Origin of the sequence: Candidatus Pantoea edessiphila, from assembly GCF_002933315.1 — a bacterium.
In the GTDB taxonomy this organism is placed as follows: Bacteria; Pseudomonadota; Gammaproteobacteria; order Enterobacterales; family Enterobacteriaceae; genus Pantoea_C.
On sequence record NZ_PDKT01000001.1, the window covers coordinates 1 to 17,848 of the forward strand.

The 17,848-nt window shown below is 27.5% G+C and carries 15 protein-coding genes; 6 read left to right on the forward strand and 9 right to left on the reverse strand.

Translation table 11 applies throughout. The annotated features are described in order from the left end of the window. Window positions 1–170: 170 nt before the first annotated feature. The 5 genes from murI to argC form a co-directional block, all read right to left on the reverse strand. On the reverse strand, window positions 171–1,001 hold the full coding sequence (gene murI / locus CRV12_RS00120; protein ID WP_136130628.1) for a glutamate racemase: 831 nt from the start codon (window positions 999–1,001) through the stop codon (window positions 171–173). 353 nt (window positions 1,002–1,354) lie between these two features. After that, entirely contained in the window at window positions 1,355–2,746 is a 1,392-nt protein-coding gene (gene argH / locus CRV12_RS00125; protein WP_136130629.1) for an argininosuccinate lyase, read from the reverse strand. A 64-nt stretch (window positions 2,747–2,810) separates the two neighbouring features. After that, entirely contained in the window at window positions 2,811–4,022 is a 1,212-nt protein-coding gene (locus tag CRV12_RS00130; protein ID WP_136130630.1) for an argininosuccinate synthase, read from the reverse strand. A gap of 25 nt (window positions 4,023–4,047) precedes the next feature. Beyond that, window positions 4,048–4,824 carry an acetylglutamate kinase gene (argB, locus tag CRV12_RS00135; RefSeq protein ID WP_136130631.1) on the reverse strand — a complete coding sequence of 259 codons (777 nt, stop codon included), beginning with the start codon at window positions 4,822–4,824 and terminating at the stop codon, window positions 4,048–4,050. 20 nt (window positions 4,825–4,844) lie between these two features. After that, the gene (gene argC, locus CRV12_RS00140) at window positions 4,845–5,849 is read right to left on the reverse strand and encodes an N-acetyl-gamma-glutamyl-phosphate reductase (protein ID WP_136130632.1); all 1,005 of its coding nucleotides are present in this window, start codon (window positions 5,847–5,849) and stop codon (window positions 4,845–4,847) included. Window positions 5,850–5,939: 90 nt separating this feature from the next. Here argC and argE point away from each other — a divergent pair, with 90 nt between their 5' ends. Continuing rightward, on the forward strand, window positions 5,940–7,085 hold the full coding sequence (argE, locus tag CRV12_RS00145; protein WP_136130633.1) for an acetylornithine deacetylase: 1,146 nt from the start codon (window positions 5,940–5,942) through the stop codon (window positions 7,083–7,085). A 76-nt stretch (window positions 7,086–7,161) separates the two neighbouring features. Here argE and metF read toward each other — a convergent pair whose 3' ends face one another. The 3 genes from metF to rpmE form a co-directional block, all read right to left on the reverse strand. Continuing rightward, a complete protein-coding gene (gene metF / locus CRV12_RS00150) occupies window positions 7,162–8,070 on the reverse strand; it encodes a methylenetetrahydrofolate reductase (RefSeq protein WP_136130634.1) in 909 nt (302 codons plus the stop codon). A 305-nt stretch (window positions 8,071–8,375) separates the two neighbouring features. Beyond that, window positions 8,376–9,533, reverse strand: a complete 1,158-nt coding sequence (gene metB / locus CRV12_RS00155; protein WP_136130635.1) for a cystathionine gamma-synthase — start codon at window positions 9,531–9,533, stop codon at window positions 8,376–8,378. Window positions 9,534–9,779: 246 nt separating this feature from the next. After that, window positions 9,780–9,995 (reverse strand): 50S ribosomal protein L31, encoded by a 216-nt coding sequence (gene rpmE, locus CRV12_RS00160; RefSeq protein WP_136130636.1) that lies wholly within the window; start codon window positions 9,993–9,995, stop codon window positions 9,780–9,782. A 211-nt stretch (window positions 9,996–10,206) separates the two neighbouring features. Between rpmE and priA the strand changes: the two genes are divergently transcribed. The 5 genes from priA (at window position 10,207) to tpiA (ending at window position 16,841) form a co-directional block, all read left to right on the forward strand. Continuing rightward, on the forward strand, window positions 10,207–12,408 hold the full coding sequence (priA, locus tag CRV12_RS00165; protein WP_136130637.1) for a primosomal protein N': 2,202 nt from the start codon (window positions 10,207–10,209) through the stop codon (window positions 12,406–12,408). Between the two features lie 434 nt (window positions 12,409–12,842). Next, window positions 12,843–13,373 carry an ATP-dependent protease subunit HslV gene (gene hslV / locus CRV12_RS00170; RefSeq protein WP_136130638.1) on the forward strand — a complete coding sequence of 177 codons (531 nt, stop codon included), beginning with the start codon at window positions 12,843–12,845 and terminating at the stop codon, window positions 13,371–13,373. 11 nt (window positions 13,374–13,384) lie between these two features. Then, window positions 13,385–14,722, forward strand: a complete 1,338-nt coding sequence (gene hslU / locus CRV12_RS00175) for an HslU--HslV peptidase ATPase subunit (protein ID WP_136130639.1) — start codon at window positions 13,385–13,387, stop codon at window positions 14,720–14,722. A gap of 348 nt (window positions 14,723–15,070) precedes the next feature. Beyond that, window positions 15,071–15,817 carry an FAD-binding oxidoreductase gene (locus CRV12_RS00180; protein ID WP_136130640.1) on the forward strand — a complete coding sequence of 249 codons (747 nt, stop codon included), beginning with the start codon at window positions 15,071–15,073 and terminating at the stop codon, window positions 15,815–15,817. Between the two features lie 256 nt (window positions 15,818–16,073). Beyond that, entirely contained in the window at window positions 16,074–16,841 is a 768-nt protein-coding gene (gene tpiA / locus CRV12_RS00185) for a triose-phosphate isomerase (RefSeq protein ID WP_136130641.1), read from the forward strand. A 39-nt stretch (window positions 16,842–16,880) separates the two neighbouring features. On the opposite strand, the gene pfkA is transcribed toward tpiA, so the two are convergent. After that, window positions 16,881–17,843 (reverse strand): 6-phosphofructokinase, encoded by a 963-nt coding sequence (gene pfkA / locus CRV12_RS00190; RefSeq protein ID WP_136130642.1) that lies wholly within the window; start codon window positions 17,841–17,843, stop codon window positions 16,881–16,883. Between the last annotated feature and the right edge of the window lie 5 nt (window positions 17,844–17,848).

Sequence of the window (17,848 nt, forward strand, 5' to 3'; positions counted from 1 at the left end):
GTGTAACATGTTTTTAAAAAAAATTGATACAATTCTACGAATACCTACACAGGTTGTCTGATAAATTGTTAAAGAACAACAGCAGTGCTATCTTAACTTTGTTATGTCTGTTAGTCAAGTTTTTAATGACATCTTTCTTCCTTTGTTAGATAATTGATTATATTAATATATTAATTAAGGTTTATTATTTCAGTAAATTTTAATTCTTGTAATATAGGAAATCCATATTTTTTCAGAGTTAATGAAATTTGTATTGACTTGCTATTAATACATGTACAAAAAGCTATATTTTCTTTTAAATATCCAATCTTAATTAATGTATACTTCAATAAGTAGCTTACACGATTTGCTATAGCAATATTAGAGTCAATTAAATATGTATTTGATGGTAGTACCTTTTGTAATTCATCACGTAATAAAACGAAATGGGTGCAACCTAAAATAACAGTATCAGGTTTTTGTGATTGTTTTAGCCATGGATTGATAACATATTGTAAATCTTTTAAAAAAATTTTTTTACCTATAAATTTTTCTTCCGCTAAATATACTAATTTACTTGATTGTATTTTTAATATTATACAATTTTTAGCAAATTTATATATTAATTTATTTACATACATGCTAGTAATAGTATTATGGGTTGCTAATAGTCCTATTATACCATTTTTTGTTATTTTTACTGAAGGTTTGATAGCTGGTACTAATCCTATAATAGGAAAAACATAACGTTTACGTAACTCGAAGAGAGAAATTATACTTGCAGTATTGCAAGCTATGATAGCTAAAGATATTGAAAAAATACTTACTATTTTTTCAAAAATATTAATAATACGCTTAATAATAAACAATTGTTCCTTATTACCATAAGGAAAACCAGCATTGTCAAAAATATAAATATAATGAATATTTGGAAATTGTTTTTTTATTTCATTATATACTGATAGGCCTCCAATACCAGAATCAAAGATAAGTATAATAGGTTTATAGTTAGGATTATTCATGAACGGACAATTATCACTTTTATTATTGTAGATAAAAATTATATTCACTGATTAAATCATTTCATTAAATATAATGACATATTTTCATTTTAATTGTAAGATGAAATTTGGTGTTATCTATAATTTTTAGTTAATTAAATTATAAAAATTGATATAAATATATTGAAATAATTTTTAAAATTTATTAATAATAATTAACGTGGATCTTTTAATACTAATATGACATCTAATAATAGCAAATATCATATATCTTAATTTAAAATTTTTATATTATTTACTTAAATTTATAAGCAATGAAAATAATTATATCTGAAAAATGTATACATTAGCAAAAAAATTTCTAGAATAATTAATTAAAAATCATCTAAAGAATTAACTATAATTTTTTTTGCTTCATTAATAGCTTTTGAAACTTGTATGGGAGATACACCACCCTGTACATTACGTTTATTAATACAAGATTGTAAACTAAGAATGGAATATACATCTTCTGTAATCTTATCACTAAATTTTTTAAATTCACTTAATTTTAAATCTTCTAATGCTGAATTTGTATTTATTGCTTTTAATATTATTTTACCAACAACATGGTGTGCTGTTCTAAAAGGCATTCCCTTAGACACAAGATAATCCGCTAATTCAGTTGAGTTACAATAACTTTGTTTAGCAGCTTCTTTACAGCGTGCTTTATTTATTATTAATTTATGTAATACAAGGATTGACATATCTATACATTCATGCCAAGTATCAATAGCATTAAACAAAAATTTTTTATCTTCTTGCATATCTTTATTATATGATAAAGGCAATCCTTTTAAAATCATCATCATTCCAGTTAATGCACCTTGTACTTGCCCACATTTACCACGGATTAATTCTAATATATCTGGATTTTTTTTCTGAGGCATAAGTGATGAACCAGATGTTATATCGTCTGATAATTCAATAAAACCTACTTCGGTACTGTTAAAAAAAATCATATCTTCAGCAAAACGAGATAAATGTACCATACCAATTGATGCATTAGATATTAATTCTAAAACATAATCACGGTCAGAAACTGAATCTAGGCCATTATTAGAAACAGATTTAAATCCCAACCAATCAGCCAATTGTTTTCTATTAATATTATAACTAGTTCCTGATAAAGCTCCAGAACCTAATGGACTAATATCTACACGTTTAAAGGTATTTTTTAGTCTTTCTTCATCTCTTAATAACATTTCTAAGTAAGCTAAACACCAATATGCAAAAGTTATTGGTTGTGCACGTTGTAAATGCGTATAGCCTGGCATTATAGTATTTTGATTGTTTTCAGCTGTTAATATTAGTATTTTTTTAAGTTCTAAAGTAGATTTAAGTAATTTTTTAATACTGATTTTACACCACAATCTTAAATCTGTTGTTACTTGATCATTACGACTACGTCCAGTGTATAATTTTTTAGCTAATTCACCTAATTTTTCTATTAATTGATCTTCTACCCAACTATGAATGTCTTCATTATTACTTGATAACATTATTTTAGGGTTAATACGAATCTTTTCCAACAGACAATTTAGTTCATATTCTATTTGTTTCTGTTCATTAAAATCTAAAACATTTACTGTAGTTAATGCTCTTGACCATGCAATAGAACTGATAATATCTTGTTCTGCTAATCGATAATCAAAATATAATGAATTATTAAATGCTTTAAATTTTTGGTTTATTGATTTACTAAATCGTCCACCCCAAAGTGACATATAAATTTCCCCATTTATTAAAATCTTACAAAAATTCAATTCTAACAAATATATTAAAAATTATTTATTTCTTTATAAGAGCACGAATTCTAGAAGAAAGAGAAAATAATCGAATAAAACCATCCGCATGATGATGATTATATACATTATCTTCTTCAAAAGTAGCATAATCTTTTGAATATAAACTATTAATTGATCTTTTTTCTATAGCAATAGCATTACCTTTATAAATTTTCATAACTACTTCACCAGTCATTTGTTCCGCTAATACTTTAGCAGCTGCTTGTATAGACTCACGTAATGGACTAAACCATCTTCCATCATATACTATATAAGACATTTCATGACCAATTTTTTCTCGCCATTTAAAACTATCACGATCCAAAACTAATTGTTCTAAAGCACGTAATGCATTGACCATTATAGTTCCACCAGGTGTTTCATAACATCCCCTTGATTTTATACCTATTAAGCGATTTTCTATTATATCAACACGACCTATCCCGTGCTTAGCACCTATTATATTTAATTTTTTTAAGCATTTGAAAGGACTTAGATTTTCTTTATTAACTCCGGTTATTTGTCCTCGTTCGATATTAATAACTATTTTTTCTGGTTGATTAGGAGCATATAATGGATCATTAGTCCATACCCAGCAATCTTTATTTGCTTCTTTTTCGGGATCTTCTAATATGCCACCCTCAGTTGAAACATGCCATGCATTTTCATCTCTACTATATATTTTTTCTAAAGAAACATCATTAGGTATATTTTTATTTTTTAAAAAATTTATGAGATCTCCCCTAGAATGTAAATTCCATTCTCGCCAAGGAGCTATTAACTTTAAATGTGGTGCTATTGCAGCATAAGTAGTTTCAAAACGTACTTGATCATTGCCTTTACCTGTTGCTCCATGACATAAAGCGTCAGCATTTAGTTTCATAGCTAAATCAACTTGTGCTTTTGCTATAATAGGCCTTGCCATACATGTTCCCATTAAATAATAACCTTCATATACTGCGCCTGTTTGTAATACCGGATAAATATAATTTTTAACAAATTCTTCTTTTAAATCAATTATATAACAGGAAGAAGCGCCAGATTGAATAGCTTTTTTTTCTATACCATCTAAAGAATGATGAGATTGACCGACATCAGCTACAAAGGCAATTACTTCACAACAATGATAATTGTCTTTTAACCATGGTATTATTGCTGAGGTATCAAGTCCACCAGAGTAGGCTAGTACTATTTTTTTAATTTTTTGTTGCATCATTTATAAAATCCTTTGGATATAACTATTAATAAACAATTCTAGTACCAATTGAATATCCATTTAACAAAGAAATCAATTGATCAGATTTTTTCCAGCTAGAGATATTTACAGGTCTATTTAGTACACGAGCAGCAGTTAATGCTGCTTTAACTTTAATAATCATACCATTTGTAATTATTTTATTAGAAATTAATTTTTTTGCTTCATTTCTATTTATTTCTGTAATTAAAGACCCTTTATTGTCAATTATGCCATTTACATCTGATAAAAGCAGTAAATCAGCATTTATAGTTAATGCTACAGCAGCAGCAGCTTTATCAGCATTAATGTTTAACAAATAACCGTTATTATCAATTCCTATCGAGCTAACTATTGGCATATATCCACCATTTAGTAATGTATTCAATAATGATGGTTTTCCGGGAAACACCTCACCAATATAACCTAATTGTTCATTAATTTGTGTGGATTTAACTATATTTCCATCTCCTAAGGATAAACCTACAGCATTAATATCATGTTGTCTTGCACAAGCAAGAAATTTTTTATTAGCTGTCCCTGCTAAAGCACCAGTAATAATATCGATATGATCAATAGGAGTAACTCTTAATCCATTTTTTTTTACTATAGTTAATGATAACTTATTCATTAAATCATCTACTATATAACCACCACCATGAACAATTATGATAAAACGATTAAAAATATTGCGATAATTTGCTATGATTTTAAATAAATTATTCAACTCTATTTTTTCTTTTAAAATATTACCACCTAATTTTATAACCAAATGATTATTCATATTAATTTATCATATTTATTTTATATAATTGATTGAGTTTCAGGAAAGTTAAAACGAATATTCATACATTGTACTGCTTGAGATGCTGCTCCTTTTAATAAATTATCTTCTGCAGCAACAATAATCAAGTGATTACCTTTTGTTGCAAAACCAATATCACAGTAAGGTAAATTACTCACTGCTTTTAAAGATGGAAATCCTTCTTCATATATTCTAATAAAAGGCTTATTATAATAAATCTCATGAAATACTTTACTAATATTTTTATTACTTACGCTACTTTTCATCAAACAAGTAATAGTAGCTAAAATTCCACGGGCAAAGTTACTAATATGCGGAATAAAAATTACTTGAATTCCTAAATATTTCACAATCTCTAAATAATGACGGTGATTAAAGATACCGTAAGGTTGCAAACTAATTTCACAAAAATGAGTATTTATATTTGCTTGACGTCCAGATCCACTCACTCCACTAATAGCGTTAATTACTGGTAATTGTGATATATTAAGTAAATCCGCATCAATCAATGGTTTGAGAGCTAAATGTGATATAGTTGGATAACAACCTGGTATTGCAATTAATTGAGCTTTTTTAATTTCATTGTATTGAAATTCAGCTAAACCATATACTGCTTTATTTAACCATTCTTCATATTTATGATGAAATCCATAAGAATTTTTATAAAACATTTTATCTTTTATACGAAAAGCTCCTGAAAGATCAAATACTACACAGCCAATCTCAAGAAACCTAGGTGCTAGTTCATGACTAACTTCAGGAGATGTAGCTAAAAAAACTAAATCTATTTTATTTTTCCAATTCGGAATATTTTTAACGCTTTGTAATGGTAAATCTATAATATTTTTCATTCTTGGATGTACTTCAGATAACGATTTTCCGATATCTAAACTATTATCTGAAACTAATAAAGCAACTATATTAATATGTGAATGACGACTTAAAATATTTACAAGTTCTATACCAGCATATCCACTGGCACCGATAATTAAAGTATTTAACATAAAAAATCACTATTTTAAAGTTAATATATTGTTCTTATAATATAAGAACGTATTATTAATGAATTTTAATTTATATAAGGAATATAATTAATGAAAACACGATTACCTTCTTTTTTTGAATGTTATCGAAAATTAATATCAATACCATCGGTTAGTTCAATCGATCCTAAATTCGATAATAGTAATAAATTATTGATCGATATATTAGCTAGTTGGTTTTACGATCTTGGGTTAAGCATAGAAATATATCCTATTCTAAATACAAATAATAAATTTAATTTATTAGCAAAAACTGGATCTGGTTTAGGTGGTCTAATGTTAGCAGGTCATACTGATACTGTACCTTTTGATCCTAACTCTTGGAAATATGATCCTTTTGTTTTAACTGAATTTAATAATAAATTATACGGTTTAGGAACAGTAGATATGAAAGGTTTTTTTGCTTTTATTATTGATGTATTACGCAATGTTGATATAAAAACATTGCGAAAACCTCTTTATATTTTAGCTACTGCCGATGAAGAAACAACAATGGTTGGTGCTAAAAACTTTTCAGAATCAATTATATTGAATCCAGATATTGCTATAATAGGTGAACCAACTGATCTTAAACTTGTTTATGAACATAGAGGTCATATATCTAATATAATTCGCATTACAGGAGATTCAGGTCATTCAAGTAATTTATATAAGTGTGTCAATGCTATCGAAATAATGCAACAAGTAATAAAAAATTTGATAAAATTGCGTAATAGTATCGAAAAAAATAATTGTAATCGTTCTATTAATCCTCCATACATTCTTAACTTTGGTTACATTAAAGGAGGAGATGTATCAAATAGTGTATGTTCTTATTGTGAATTACATATAGACATTCGTTTTTTATCGAATATCACTATTATTGAAGTAAACAAATTTATTCATGACGCTTTAGAACCCATTAAAAAAAATTGGCCAAATAGAATAATTATTGATGAATTACATTCATCTGTTCCTGCATATAAATGTTCTACCAGTAATTTTTTTGTTAGAAAAATCAAAAAATTATTAAATACAAATTTTGAGTCAGTAAATTATTGCACAGAGGCACCATTCATACAAAAATTATGTCCTACTTTGATTTTTGGTCCTGGTTCAATAAATCAAGCACATCAACCAAATGAATTTATGGATACATCATATATTAAACCTACTTATAAAAATATTTATCAGATGATTCATTATTTTTGTAATTAATAATATCATTAGAATGCATATAATTGTTTAATTAAAATTTTTTCAATACAATACATTATATTTACTGTATAGAAATTTATTGTATGGAAAATAATTTATGAGGTTTAATACCCAATGTATGACAAATTGAGTAACTCATCTCGTATCGATTAAGTGTATAAAAATGAAAATCTTTAACACCTTCATTGGATAAAATTTCTACCATATTCATAGCTATGTGAGCACCTATCATTTTACAAGTTTCAAAATCATTATCTAAACCATTAAATATTTCATACATCCATAAGGGAATTTGCACTTTACTGATTTTTGCAAAATGTCGTAATTGCTTGAAATTTGATACAGGTAAAATTCCAGGTACAATTTCAACATCAATACCAACAGCAACACAACGATCTCTAAAACGTAAATAATGTTCTATATTAAAAAAAAATTGAGTAATTGCACGATTAGCACCAGCATCAATTTTACATTTTAGATTAAGTAAATCAGCTTGTGCATTTTTTGCTTCTGGATGTACTTCAGGATATGCAGCAACAGAAATATCAAAATCACCTACTTTTTTCAATAAAGCAATTAACTCATAACAATACATATTTGTTTTAATATTTTTTTTATTAGGTAAATCACCTCTTAAAGCAATAATTTTACAAATACCATTATTCCAATAATTATTTGCTATATTAATTAATTCATTACGTGTATAATTAATGCATGTAAGGTGAGGAACAACTTCCAATCCAGTTCGATCTTTAATATCTTTAGTAATGCTATATGTAAGTCTATTTTCTCCTGAATTAGCACCATGTGTAACGGATACAAATTTAGGTTTTAACTGACTAAGAAAATTAATAGATTTCCATAACGTTTCTTCCATTTCTTTATTGCGAGGAGGAAAAAATTCAAATGAAATATTAAATTTTTTATTAAATTTTAATTCAACTTTACTTAATTTTTTTTGTTGATCAGTGTAATAATCACTCATCTCATTTACCTTGCTTAATGATATCAACTAAAATTATATATAAATTAACATATTAAAAATATGTTAAATGTATTTTATATTAAAAAAAGGAATATTACATATAAAACGTTACTGTATAAGAATGAAAAATAAGTTATATGCAAGCAATACTAATAATAATGCAGTTAAAATTAAGATAATAAAAATTACTTAGCTAGATTATTTATCTAAATTAATAATAAGTTAAATATTTTATTATTATATTTTATTGCTAACTATAATTTTAATTTATTACTGCAAGAATTTTTATCTTATTGAATAAAATATTATTTAGATACAATTTTAAATGCCTGATCTAGATCAAAGATTAGATCATCTTTATTTTCAATTCCTACTGAAATACGCAATAACATATCAGAAATACCTGCTATAGTTCTTGCCTCAACAGACATACCTGCGTGTGTCATAGTAGCTGAATGACAAATTAAACTTTCTACACCCCCTAAAGATTCCGCTAAAGTAAATAATTTAAGAGAACTCAAAAAAAGTTTTAACAATTCATTATTTCCTTTAAGTTCTATACTTAAAATAGCTCCAAAGCCCTTTTGTTGTTTAAGTGCATATTTATATCCGATATTATCCTTTAAGGAAGGATGATATATTTGTTTAACTAATTTTTGTTGCTTTAAATAATCAATAATGGCTTTAGTATTATTTTGAGCTATTTCTATTCTAGGCAACAGAGTACGCAAACCACGTAGCAATAGATAGCTATCAAAAGCTGCTGCAGTTACACCTATGTTGTTACTCCACCAAGATAATTTAGATATGAATTCAGGCTCTTTCGCAATAACTACACCAGCTAGTACATCAGAATGACCATTAATATATTTAGTACATGAATGAACAACCAAATCAGCTCCTAGAGAAAGAGGATTTTGCAATATTGGAGTCATAAATGTATTATCTACTACACTAATAGTTCCTGTTTCACGAGCTAATTTACAAATCATTGCAATATCTACAACTCGTAATAAAGGATTACTAGGAGTTTCGATAAGTATTAATCTTGGTTGTTTATCAAAAATTTCTTGTAATGCTAGTTTATCATTTTGATTGATAAATTTTACACGATATGCATTACGTTGGTGCATGCTAGAAAATAAACGATAACTACCTCCATAACAATCATATGGTGCAACTAGTAAATCTCTGGGTTGAAGAAAACAAGTTGTTATTAAATGAATTGCTGACATGCCAGTATTAGTTAAAACAGCGCCATTACCACCCTCCAATTCAGATAAAGCATTTTGTACTATATCCCTTGTTGGATTACTACGTCGTGAATAATCATGCAATCTTGGTTCTTTAAAATCGATAAAATTATAAGTACTAGAAAGATAAATTGGAGGCGATACACAACCATACTGTATATCAGTATTTAAACCACTGTGGACTGCAATAGTTGCTTTTTTAAATTTCATATTTATCCTAATAATTAATTATTATGAAAATATATTAGTTTTTAGTCATTATTCTAAATTTTAGATATAATTATCAATTAAAATTGAATTATATTAATTTAATGAATATTACAAAATAATTAACACACTAATTATCATATTTGAATTAATTAACTAAAAATATACTTATTATTTAATTGAATATTTTATAAAAATCTAGGAATGCTTTAAATTTATAATAAGCATTCCGTTTTGTTAATAATTGATCTATTTATTTTTTGTAACTAAAGAAAATCTCTTATTAAAACGATCAACACGACCTTTAGTTGAAACATCTCTTTGCTTTCCTGTATAAAATGGATGACATTTATTACATACATCTAAATTTAATTTATGTTGTAAAGTAGAACTAATTGTAATCATATTGCCACAAGTACAATTAGCACTAATTATTCCATAATTAGGATGAATATCTTTTTTCATAAAAATCTCCTATAAAATTCATGGGAACTTATTTAAATAACATTAATTTAAATGACAATGTAAATTATACTTTTTATCATTATAAAATGTATAATTCCACTTTTTTGATGCAGTAAGTACATTACTGATGTTTATTATTTATATATTATATTGAATTTATTATTTTATATAAAAGATATAAATTTATATGTTTTTATTAAAAGAGATAAGCATGTCTATTATTCAAGTTGTTTTGCCAATTCCGTTAAATCGTGTCTTTAGTTATATATGTCCAAAAGATATTAAACCAATTATAGGAGGGCGTGTAAAAGTGCCCTTTGGTCATAGAAAAATGATTGGTATTATAGTATCACTACATGAAAATATTATTATTGATTCAAAAAAAATAAAATTAAAAACAGTTGAAGAAATATTAGATAAAGAATCTTTATTTAATAGTTCTTTATGGAATTTACTAAATTGGGCTTCAAATTATTATCATTCACCTTTAGGAGAAGTTTTAATTCACTCTATTCCTACATTATTGCGTAAAGGAAAAATAATATATAATAATCCAAAATTATTATGGCAATTAACTGAGAAAGGTTATTCAATTAAAATTGAAACTCTTAATAATGCACCGATACAACAAAAAGCTTTAAAATTATTGCGTCAGAAACCACTAAGTTTTAACCATATTAGGAATTATAATATAAAATATTCAGTTATTAAAGCATTACATGTCAAAGGCCTATGTAAGCTTATTGAATATAAATTACCAATAAACAATTGGTATAATAATTGTATTATTAAAGGTGAAAAACCAATATTAAATGTAGATCAAAAAATAGCTATTAATGCTATAAGAAAAGAAGATCAACATTATGCTGCTTGGTTATTAGCAGGTATTACAAGTTCTGGTAAAACTGAAGTATATCTTCAAATATTAGAAAATATTTTAATACGTAACCAACAAGCATTAATTTTAGTCCCGGAAATTGGTTTAACAATTCAAGCAATCAATATATTTCGTAAACGTTTTAATGTTCCTATTGATTTATTACATTCTGAACTAAATAATACAGAACGTCTTGCTGTATGGTTAAGAGCAAAACGTGGTGAAAATGCTATTGTAATTGGCACTCGTTCGGCATTATTTACCCCTCTTGCAAGGCCAGGTATCATCATTATTGATGAAGAACATGATAATGCTTACAAACAGCAGGAAGGTTTGAGGTACCAAGCACGTGATTTAGCAGTATATAGAGCTTATCAAGAAAATATACCAATTGTAATGGGTTCAGCAACTCCTGCATTAGAAACATTACATAATGTCTTTAAAGGTAAATACCGCCAGTTAAATTTGAATAATCGTGTAGGTAATGCTAGAATAGTGTTAGAACAGGTAGTAGATATTAAAGGATTAACACTAAACGGAGGTTTATCTCATGTTCTCATTAAGAAAATTCAAGCCCATCTAAATGCTAAAAATCAGGTTTTATTATTTTTAAATAGGAGAGGTTTTTCACCCTCACTGCTGTGTCATAATTGCAGCTGGATCGCTGAATGCAGCAACTGCGATCGTCATTATACATTACATCAATATAGTCGTCAACTGATTTGTCATTACTGCCATAATAAGCGTATAATACCTAATGTATGTCCTAATTGCACATTAAAAGATCTCATACCAATCGGAGTAGGTACCGAACAAATTGAAGAAAAATTAAAACAATTATTTCCCAATATAAAAATACTACGTATAGACTACGATACAACAAGAAATAAAAATTCATTAAAGAATTATATAGATAATATAAATTTAGGAGAGCCGTGTATTCTAATTGGTACTCAAATGATTACAAAAGGTCACCATTTTCCAGATGTTACTTTAGTATCTTTATTAAATGTAGATGGGGCTTTATTTTCATCTGATTTTAGAGCTACTGAACGTTTTGCTCAACTCTATGTTCAAGTTTCTGGAAGAGCTGGACGTGCTAACAAACAAGGAGAAGTCTTACTACAAACTCATTACCCTGATCATCCGTTATTAAAAATTTTATTAAATAAAGGATATTTCGGTTTCGCAGAAAAAACATTACTAGAACGTAAATTAGTATTACTTCCACCATGGACTAATCATGTTTTATTTCGTGCTGAGAACTTTGATAGTCAAAAAGCAGTGAAATTACTTCAAAAATTGCGTTGTTTATTAGAAAATTATTCCTTAAATGACAAATTTATATGGTTTATGGGACCTTTACCATCTTTGCAACCAAAAAAGAACAGACGTTGGCGATGGAACTTGTTAATTCAACATCCTTCAAGGAAATACTTACAAAAACTAATTAATAAATCTTTACCTTTAATTTACACCATGCCAGAAGCACGTAAAGTTAAATTAAATTTAGATATTGATCCAACTGAACTATAATTATGTTAATCAATATTTGATTTAAATCACTTTATTTACTTTTAATCTTCAAAACATTATTGTATTAAAAATACTAGCAAGTAAAATTCATTATATGATTTAATATATAACAAATATTAATTATACTTTATGAAAATAATTGATTACTATATGTGATATAAGATATTATGCTCTTGTTTCCGTAGAGTATTGATTAAATTTTGTGATTAACGATCAATATTTTTGATAAATTTAAAAAAATTAATATTATTTATCTTTAATAGAAATATGTTTGTTGCCATTTTGATAAAAATATATGTAGGTTCTTAATAAATACATTACAATCGTTTATAAAAATGGGGATTAAACATATTGAAATTACTCCATATCTTTTTGCATAAAGCTCTGTATATTATAGTCAGAGCCCTTCTTGCATGTAACAAGGAAATCTACCTGTGACAACAATAGTAAGTGTGCGACGTAATGGTCAAGTAGTTATTGGTGGTGATGGTCAAGCTACTCTTGGTAATACCATAATGAAAAGCAATGTAAAAAAAGTACGTCGTCTTTATAATGACAAAATAATTGCTGGATTCGCAGGTAGTACTGCAGATGCCTTTAATTTATTCGAATTGTTTGAACGTAAACTGGAAACTCATCAAGGTCATTTGGTTAAAGCAGCTGTTGAATTAGCAAAAGATTGGCGTACTGATCGTATTTTACGTCGTCTTGAAGCGATGTTAGCGGTAGCTAGTGAATCAACATCTCTTATTATAAGTGGTAATGGAGATGTAATACAACCGGAAAATGATTTAATTGCTATTGGTTCTGGAGGTTCATTTGCACAAGCCGCAGCTCGTGCTTTATTAGAAAATACTGAGTTAGATGCAAGAAATATAGTTGAAAAGGCACTTAATATAGCTGGTGATATCTGTATATACACTAATCATAACGTTAATTTTGAAGAATTACCGTTCAAGGCGTAAGGATTTTAATTATGTCCGAGATGACTCCTCGTGAAATTGTTACAGAATTGAATCGTTTTATAATAGGTCAAGATAGTGCTAAAAGAGCCGTAGCTATTGCATTACGTAATAGATGGAGACGCATGCAACTTAACAAAGAGCTACGCCATGAAGTAACACCTAAAAATATTCTAATGATTGGACCAACCGGTGTAGGAAAAACTGAGATAGCACGCAGATTAGCTAAATTAGCTAATGCACCTTTTATTAAAGTTGAAGCAACAAAATTTACAGAAGTAGGATATGTTGGTAAAGAAGTTGATTCAATTATTCGCGATTTAACTGATTCAGCTGTTAAAATGGTACGTAGTCAATCTATAGAAAAAAATAGGCATCGTGCTGAAGAAATAGCTGAAGAACGTATTTTAGATGTTCTCGTTCCTCCTATGAAGGATAATTGGAATCAACAAACAAATCATAAAGAATCTTCGACAACAAGGCAATCTTTCAGAAAAAAATTACGTGAAGGTCAGTTAGCAGATAAAGAGATCGAAATTGATGTATCAGTAGCTTCTTTAGGTATAGAAATTATGGCACCTCCAGGTATGGAAGAAATGACAAACCAATTGCAGTCTATTTTTCAAAATTTAGGTTTTCAGAAACAAAAATCTAGAAAATTGAAAATAAAAGAAGCTATGAAGTTCTTAATAGAAGAAGAAGTTGCTAAATTAGTAAATCCAGAAGAATTAAAAAAAGATGCTATTGAAGCTGTTGAACAACACGGTATTGTTTTTATCGATGAAATAGATAAAATATGCAAGTATGGTGGTCAAAACACTGGTGGTCCAGATGTATCACGTGAAGGTGTTCAGCGCGATCTGTTACCTTTAGTAGAGGGATGTACTATATCTACTAAACATGGTATGGTAAAGACAGATCATATCTTATTTATCGCTTCTGGTGCTTTTCAGGTGGCAAGTCCTTCTGATCTCATTCCTGAACTTCAAGGCAGATTACCGATTCGTGTTGAACTAAAAGCTTTAACTGTAGATGATTTTAAAAGAATATTAACTGAACCAAAAGCTTCAGTTACAATGCAATATAAGGCTTTGATTAATACAGAAGGTGTAAATATAGATTTTACTGATGATAGCATATGTAAGATTGCGGAAGCTGCATGGCATGTAAATGAAACAACTGAAAATATTGGTGCTCGCCGTTTACATACTGTGCTTGAACGTCTAATGGAAGATATTTCTTATGATGCTAGTGATCGTAAAGGTGAATCAGTAACAATTGATGCAGATTATGTCGGTAAACATTTAGATACATTAGTTTCTGATGAAGATCTTAGTCGTTTTATATTATAAATAAACCTAGTTATCTTAAACTATGTATCTTAAGCCTAGCTATAGCTAGTTGGGCTTTTTATTTTAATAAAAAATATTAATTTTTAGTAAGCAAAAAAATATATTTTATGATATATTTGATATATCTTGATTAATTATATTATATTACGTAAAGATATGTTTGAATGTTATTCAATATTTATTACAAGATATTATATGATATATAAGTTATCATTAGTTGTTTTTGTAATAGAAGATAACATTAATATTTAATGTAAGATAATTATCGGAAAATTGTTATTATCTACCTGACTTTGTGATGTAAATTATTATGTAATTAATTCTATAAAAATTTTAAAAGGTTACACTATGTCTGACTGGGTTGATGCTCGAGTTCATGAAATAAAAAATTGGACAAATGTTTTGTTTAGTATTCGTGTTAAAGCGCCTATTTGTCCTTTTATAGCAGGTCAATTTACTAAAATTGCATTAGAAATAGATGGTAAGCGTATACAGCGTGCTTATTCTTATGTAAATTCTCCAAATGATGAAATACTAGAATTTTACTTAACCATAGTATCTGAAGGCAAGTTAAGCCCATACTTGCAAGGATTGAAGCCAGATGAAAAATTGATGATAGCAAAAGAAGCATGTGGTTCTTTTATATTAAATTCAGTTCCTACATGTAAAACATTATGGATGATCGCAACTGGTACTGCTATTGGACCATATCTTTCAATATTACAATGCGGAAATGATTTAGATCGTTTTGAAAATATTGTCCTTATTCATGCAGTAAGATATTTTGCAGATTTAAGTTTTACAAATTTAATAAATAATTTACAAAAAAAATATCGTAAAAAATTACGATTTCAAACTATAGTCAGTCGAGAAAAAATATCTAATTCTTTACATGGTCATATACCTGATTTGATTAATAATGGAGCTTTAGAAAGTGTAATTAAACTAAATATAAACGCTGAAGATAGTCATGTTATGTTATGTGGTAATCCGGGAATGGTGCACAAAACTCAGCAATTGTTAAAAGACACTAGAAGCATGAAGATAAATCTAAAGGCAAATCCTGGTAATATAACTAGTGAAAATTATTGGTAAGTAATTAATAATTCATTTAAAATGACTATTTTGTCAGTGATATGTTTGTAGCTATAATTAATTTTTCTTACATTTATTTAAGATTATTTCACTATATTAAATATAAATTTATTTTTAAATTCATTAATAATATAAATATTTCATTAGATATTTATATTATTGTATATTATTCTCTATATGAGAGTAAGGAATTATTTTATTATAGTATTAGTTAACAAATATATACAATATATTTTATCAAAAATTGGAATATATAATGAAATACCCACTAATCATAGGTAATTGGAAATTAAATGGCAATAGTTCAATGATATATAATTTCATCAATGAACTTAATCAAAAAATGTTGAACATAAATCGATGCAAAATATCAATTGCACCTCCTACAATATATCTTGATCGAGTAAAAAAAATGACGTCAAGTAAAATAAAAGTATGTGCTCAAAATGTAGATATCAATATATCTGGAGCTTTTACAGGAGAAACTTCAATAGAAATGTTAAAAGAAACGGGTGTAGAATATGTTATAGTAGGCCATTCAGAGCGTCGTATTTATCATAAAGAAGATTATGACTATATAGCAAAAAAATATTCTATAATTAAATTGTTTAATTTAATACCTGTTTTATGTATTGGTGAAAATGCAAGAGAAAATGCAACAGGTAAAACTGAAGAAATTTGTAAATTACAAATTGATACTATATTGAAAAATCAAGGAATAAAAGCATTTAGAAATGCAGTTATTGCTTATGAACCCATTTGGGCTATTGGTACAGGTCAATCAGCTACTCCTTTGAAAATACAAACCACTCATGAATTTATTAGAAGTTATCTGGCAAAAAAAGATAAAGAGATTGCTGATCAATTAATTATTCAATATGGAGGTTCCATAAATATAGAAAATGCTATTAAAATTATTAATCAACCTGATGTTGACGGATTACTGATTGGTACAGCTTCATTAAATGCTACAGTTTTTTCACGAATTATTCAACTAGTAGAAAATAATAATAAAATTAACTGAAAATAAAATTATATTGTTTTGTTAATTTTTTTATAAATTTTAATATAATTTTTTAGCAAGATTAAACCAATCCAATTTAAATGAACGTTTCATATTTTTAATTGTATCATGAATGTCATAATGTACCATTTTTTCATTTTGTATTCCTACACAGCGACCTCCATAACCCTGAATTAACAATTGAACAGAATAATTACCCATTCTAGAAGCTAAAATACGATCATATGCACAAGGAGAACCTCCTCTTTGAATATGCCCCAACACAGTTGTACGAGTCTCTCGTTTAGTTTTTGTTTCTATAAAAAATGCTAAATTATCTATATCGCATATGTTTTCAGTAATTGCAACTATTGCATGTTTTTTCCCTTTAGCCATACCTATTTTAATTTCCTCTACTAATTCTTCACGATTATATGGTATTTCAGGTAAAACAATGAATTCGCATCCACCTGCAATTGCAGCCGCTAATGTTAAATCACCACAATAATGACCCATCACTTCAACTATAGAAATACGTTGATGTGAAGATGAAGTATCTCTTAAACGATCTATAGCCTCAACTATAGTTTCAAGTGCAGTAAAGTATCCTATAGTATAATCAGTTCCAGCTATATCATTATCAATTGTTCCTGGTAAACCAATACAAGGAAAACCCATTTCGGTTAATTTTATAGCACCCATATAAGAACCATTACCACCTATGACTACTAAAGCATCAATACCAGAATACTTCATATTTTCAATAGCTATATATCTAATTTTTTCGTTAAGAAAACTAGGAAATCGAGCAGAACCAAGAAAAGTACCACCTCTATTGATTACATCAGATACACTATAACGATCAAGTTGTATCATACGATTTTCATATAAACCTAAATAACCATCGTAAATACCAACAACTTCTAATCCTTCACTTAACGAAGAACGTACAATCCCACGAATAGCGGCGTTCATTCCTGGAGCATCACCACCACTAGTTAATATACCAATTTTTTTAATCATGATAC